Source organism: Corallococcus sp. 4LFB (assembly GCF_046520365.1).
Classification (GTDB): Bacteria; Myxococcota; Myxococcia; order Myxococcales; family Myxococcaceae; genus Corallococcus; species Corallococcus caeni.
In genome coordinates, this window is the sequence record NZ_JBKGHJ010000546.1 from 1 (window position 1) to 5158 (window position 5158).

Below are 5158 nucleotides of genomic sequence, written 5' to 3' on the forward strand. Positions count from 1 at the left end.
CGTCCCAGCGAGGGGGAAGGGCGGAGCGGCGGGGTGGGGGCGGGCGGGACATTGAGATGACCCTTTACGGGACCGGGCGGCTTGACGGAATGTCCGGCCTAAAGCGGTGTTGAGCCGGACGCCCGGGAACCCTAGGCTGCCCGCCGCCCAGGCCGACAGAGGGGACATGAACACCGACATCCGCGCGCTCACCGAACGCGTGCAGCAGGAAAGCAGCTTCGTCGAGGTCCTCAACCAGGAGACCGGCAAGGTCATCGTCGGGCAGCGGTACATGCTCGAACGCATCCTCATCGGCCTCTTGTGCAACGGCCACGTCCTCCTGGAGGGTGTGCCCGGACTCGCCAAGACGCTGACCGTGCGCACCGTGGCGGACTCGCTCAGCGCCACCTTCATGCGCGTGCAGTTCACCCCCGACCTCCTGCCGGCGGACCTCGTCGGCACGATGATCTACAACCAGCAGACGGCCGCCTTCACCGTCCGCAAGGGGCCCATCTTCGCGAACATCGTCCTCGCGGACGAAATCAACCGCGCCCCCGCCAAGGTCCAGTCCGCCCTCCTGGAGGCCATGGCCGAGCGCCAGGTCACCATCGGCGACCAGACCTTCGGCCTGCCCTCGCCGTTCCTGGTGCTGGCCACCCAGAACCCCATCGAGCAGGAGGGCACCTACCCCCTCCCCGAAGCGCAGGTGGACCGCTTCATGCTCAAGGTGAAGGTGGGCTACCCGACCCGTGATGAGGAGAAGGTCATCATGGACCGGATGTCCGGCGGCTCGTCGCCCAAGGCCCAGCGGGTCATCGCGCTGGAGCACCTGGTGCGCGCGCGCGAGCTCGTCCACAGCATCTACATGGACGAGAAGGTGAAGGAGTACATCCTCAACGTGGTGTTCGCCACGCGTGAGCCCGCGCGCTACGGCCTCAAGGACCTGGCGGACTACATCCAGTTCGGGGCCTCGCCGCGCGCCACCATCTCGCTGGCCCAGGCGGCCCGCGCGCACGCGTTCCTGCGCCACCGCGGCTTCGTCACCCCGGAGGACGTGAAGGCCATCGCCTTCGACGTGCTCCGCCACCGCATCGCGATGACCTACGAGGCGGAGGCCGAGGAGCTCACCCAGGAGAAGATCATCCAGCGCGTCTTCGACCGCGTGGAAGTCCCCTGAGAAGGCCCCGGTAAGAGCGCGCCCGTGCTGCCCAAGGACCTCATCCGCCGCATCCGCAAGCTGGAGATCCGCACCCGCAAGGTGGTCTCCGACATGCTGGCCGGCCAGTACCACTCGGTGTTCAAGGGCCGCGGCATGGCCTTCTCCGAGGTGCGCCAGTACCAGCCCGGCGACGAGATCCGCTTCATCGACTGGAACGTCACCGCGCGCATGAACGAGGCCTTCATCAAGGTCTTCACCGAGGAGCGCGAGCTCACGGTGATGCTCCTGGTGGACGTGTCCGCCTCCAACGAGTTCGGCTCCAAGGACCGCACCAAGGCGGAGGTCGCCGCGGAGGTGGCCGCGCAGATTGCGTTCAGCGCCATCGCGAACAACGACCGCGTGGGGCTCATCCTCTTCTCGGACCGGGTGGAGAAGGTCGTCCCGCCGCGCAAGGGCCGCATGCACGTGCTGCGGCTGGTGAGCGACATCCTCACCTTCAAGCCGAAGGGCCACGGCACGGACCTGTCCGCGGGGCTCACGTACCTGACGCAGGTGGCCAAGCGGAAGGCGGTGACGTTCCTCGTGTCGGACTTCATGGCCACGGGCTACGAGAAGCCGCTGCGCCTGGTGGGCCGCCGCCACGACCTGGTGCCGGTGGTCATCGAGGATCCGCTGGAGCAGCGCTTCCCCAGCCACGGCCTGGTGGAGATGGAGGACCCGGAGACGGGCGAGCGCTTCGTCGTGGACACCAGCTCCACCGCCGTGCGCGGGAAGTTCATGCGCGCCATGCAGGCCCAGCGCGACGAGCGCCGCAAGCTGTTCAAGAAGCTGGAGCTGGACCACGTGGAGCTGCGCGCCGGAGACGACCACGGCAAGGCGCTGGCGAACTTCTTCCGCGCGCGGGCCCGGAGGATGGCGGCATGAGACGCGCGCTCGTCCTCGCGGCCGTCCTCCTCGTCAGCGCTCCGGCCGCGTGGGCCCAGGCCCCGGCCCCGGCTCCTGGCGCGCCCAAGGCCCCCGTCGCGCTGGAGCCGGTGTCGCCCACGGGCGCGTCCGCGCGGGTGGAGCCGGAAGAGGTGCACATCGGCGAGCCCTTCACCTACCAGGTGACGCTCACGCACCCGAAGGACCAGCGCTACGAGCTGGTGGCGCCCACGGGTGAGAGCGCCGTGGAGCTGCTCCAGCAGACGCGCCAGCGCCAGGACAACGCGAACGACGCGACCACGACGTTCGGCCTGCGCTTCTCCGCGTTCGAGCTGGGCAGCGTGCAACTGCCCGACCTGACCTTCGACGTGGCGACACCGGAGGGCCCCGCCGGTTCGTGCTCAAGGGCAAGGCGGTGGAGGTGGCCTCCTCGCTGCCGCCGGACGCGCAGGGGCAGGGCGCGGAGCTGTTCGACTACCAGCCTCCGCAGGAGGTGCCCATCCGTTCGTGGACGCTGCTCTACGCGCTCGCGGCGGCCCTGGTTTTGGGGCTCGCGGCCTGGATGCTGGTGCGCTGGTGGCAGCGCCGTCCGAAGCGCGACAAGGTCGTTCCGCTGCTGCCCCTGGACGTGCGCGTGCGTCAGTCCCTGGACGCGCTCAAGCGCGAGGACCTGCCGGGCCGCGGCCACGTGAAGGACTTCTATTTCCGCCTCTCCGAAATCGTGCGCGGCTACCTGGGCGAGCGCTACGGCTTCGAGGCCCTGGAGTGCACGTCGTCCGAACTGATGGCGTCCCTGCGCCGGCTGCCCACCCCGGGCCTGCCGGAGGACGCGCTGATGCGCTTCGTCTCCGAGTCGGACCTGGTGAAGTACGCCCGCGCCGACGCGTCCCCCGAGTCCTGCAATCAGGCGCTGGCCTTCGGCTACGACCTGCTCGCCAGAACATACGTTCCTCCCGCTCCCCCCAAGCCCGATGCTGCCCCCGGACCTCGCGTTCAATAACCCGGAGGCGCTCTGGGCCCTGCTGCTGGCGCCGCTGCTGCTCGTGCTCGCCTACTGGGAGCGCAAGCGCCGCGCCACGCTGCGCTTCTCCGCCGCGCACGTCTTCGCGAAGGGCGGCCGGGGCTTGCGCACGTACCTCCTGCCGCTGCTCCCCCTCCTGCGCGCCGCGGCGGTGATTGCCGCGGTGGTGGCCATCGCCCGGCCGCAGTCGCGCGACTCGCGCGTGAGGGATTTGTCGGTGGAGGGCATCGACATCGTGGTGGCGCTGGACCTGTCCACGTCCATGGAGGCCGGTGACTTCCGTCCGCAGAACCGCCTCAACGTGGCGAAGGAGGTGCTGTCCGACTTCATCACCGGCCGCGTGAACGACCGCCTGGGCCTGGTGGTGTTCTCCGGCGCCGCGTACACGCAGTCGCCGCTGACGCTGGACTACGGCGTGCTCAAGGAGGTGCTCAAGCAGCTGCGCACCCGCGTGCTGGAGGACGGCACGGCCATTGGTGACGCCATCGCCACGTCGCTCAACCGCCTGCGCGACTCGGACGCGAAGAGCCGGGTGGTGGTGCTCATCACCGACGGCGACAACAACGCCGGCAAGATTTCCCCGCTGGACGCGGCGAGCATGGCCGCGTCGCTCCACATCCCCATCTACACCATCCTCGTGGGCAAGGGCGGCAAGGTGCCCTTCCCGCAGGGCACGGACCTGTTCGGCAACACCGTGTGGCGTGAGACGGAGATCCCCATCAACCCGGAGCTGATGCAGGACATCGCGGACCGCACCGGCGGCGAGTACTACCGCGCTACCGACCCCGAAGGCCTCAAGCAGGGCCTGCAGAAGGTGCTGGACTCGCTGGAGCGCTCGAAGCTGATGGAGGGCGGCGCCAGCGCCACGTACAAGGAGAACTTCCACCCGTTCCTGCTGGTGGCCTTCGGGCTCGCCGCGCTGGAGCTGCTGCTGCGCGCCACCTTCCTGCGGGTGTTCCCATGATGCCCACGCTGGAGGCATGGCGCTTCACGCTGCTGGGCTACCAGGTGGGCCTGGCGCAGCCGCTGTTCCTGGGGCTGGCGCTGGTGGGCGTGCTGCTGGGGGTGCTCGCGCTGCTCAAGGCGCTGGGCCGCGGGACACGGCTGTCGGCGCTCATCGCGGAGCGCCACGTGGCGACGCTCGCGCCCGGCGTGTCCGTGTGGCGGCCGGCGGTGCAGGGCGGCCTGTACGGGCTGGGCCTGATGCTGTTCGGGCTCGCGCTCGCGCAGCCCCAGTGCGGCACGAAGAGCGAGCTGACGAAGCGCCGGGGCATCGACGTGGTGGTGGCGCTGGACGCGTCCAAGTCCATGCTCGCGCGCGACGTGCAGCCCAGCCGGCTGGACCGCGCGCGGCTGGAGCTCAACACGCTGCTGGACGAGCTGAAGGGCGACCGCGCGGGCCTGGTGGTGTTCGCCGGGGATGCGTTCGTGCAGTCGCCGCTCACGTCGGACTACTCGGCGGTGAAGCTGTTCCTGCGCGCGGTGGATCCGGACGTGATGCCCCAGGGCGGCACCAACGTGGGCGCGGCGCTGAAGCTGGCCAAGCAGGTGCTGGACAACGCGGACCGGGGCTCCAAGGAGCGCGTGGTGGTGCTGCTGTCGGACGGCGAGGACCTCACGGGCGAGGTGCGCGAGGCCACGGACGCGCTCAAGGACGCGCACGTGCAGGTGCTCGCGGTGGGCGTGGGCTCGGATGCCGGTGAGCCATCCCCGTCTACGACCGGCGCGGCGAGTTCGTGGACTACAAGAAGGACTCCAACGGCGACACGGTCATCACGCGCCTGGACCGGGCGGGGCTCACGGCCATCGCGGACGCCACGGGCGGCGCCTTCTTCTACCAGCCCAACGGCGTGGCGATGGGGCAGGTGGTGGAGCGCATCGACCAGATGCAGAAGAGCGAGCTGGAGAGCCGCGTGACGGTCCGCTACGACGAACGCTTCCAGCTGTTCGCCATCCCCGGGCTGGTGCTGCTGGTGCTGGGCATGGCGCTCATCCCTTCGCGCCGGAGGGCCGCATGAGCGCGCGTTCGATGCGGCGGCGCGCGGCGCGCGCGGTGGCGGTGGGCCTGGCGGGCC

Annotated in this window: 3 protein-coding genes and 2 pseudogenes; all 5 read left to right on the top strand. The window is 70.1% G+C overall.

Annotated features, from left to right (window positions below; all coding sequences use genetic code 11):
• Positions 1-166: 166 nt before the first annotated feature.
• The 5 genes and pseudogenes from ACLEQD_RS36485 (at position 167) to ACLEQD_RS36505 (ending at position 5101) form a co-directional block, all read left to right on the top strand.
• On the top strand, positions 167-1156 hold the full coding sequence (locus ACLEQD_RS36485) for an AAA family ATPase (protein WP_171417174.1): 990 nt from the start codon (positions 167-169) through the stop codon (positions 1154-1156).
• Positions 1157-1180: 24 nt separating this feature from the next.
• Positions 1181-2062, top strand: coding sequence for a DUF58 domain-containing protein (locus ACLEQD_RS36490; protein ID WP_410390501.1), 882 nt, complete (start codon positions 1181-1183; stop codon positions 2060-2062).
• Positions 2059-3062: pseudogene (locus tag ACLEQD_RS36495) on the top strand (hypothetical protein). The gene ACLEQD_RS36490 and the pseudogene ACLEQD_RS36495 overlap by 4 nt, the downstream one beginning before the upstream one ends.
• The gene (locus ACLEQD_RS36500) at positions 3034-4047 is read left to right on the top strand and encodes a vWA domain-containing protein (protein WP_410390503.1); all 1014 of its coding nucleotides are present in this window, start codon (positions 3034-3036) and stop codon (positions 4045-4047) included. The pseudogene ACLEQD_RS36495 and the gene ACLEQD_RS36500 overlap by 29 nt, the downstream one beginning before the upstream one ends.
• A pseudogene (locus ACLEQD_RS36505) lies at positions 4047-5101 on the top strand (VWA domain-containing protein). The gene ACLEQD_RS36500 and the pseudogene ACLEQD_RS36505 overlap by 1 nt, the downstream one beginning before the upstream one ends.
• Positions 5102-5158 lie beyond the last annotated feature (57 nt).

What these genes read in the sequence shown, in the direction of transcription:
- ACLEQD_RS36485 (WP_171417174.1), top strand. Translation starts at nt 167, where the DNA reads ATGAACACCGACATCCGCGCGCTCACCGAACGCGTGCAGCAGGAAAGC.
- ACLEQD_RS36500 (WP_410390503.1), top strand. Translation starts at nt 3,034, where the DNA reads ATGCTGCCCCCGGACCTCGCGTTCAATAACCCGGAGGCGCTCTGGGCC.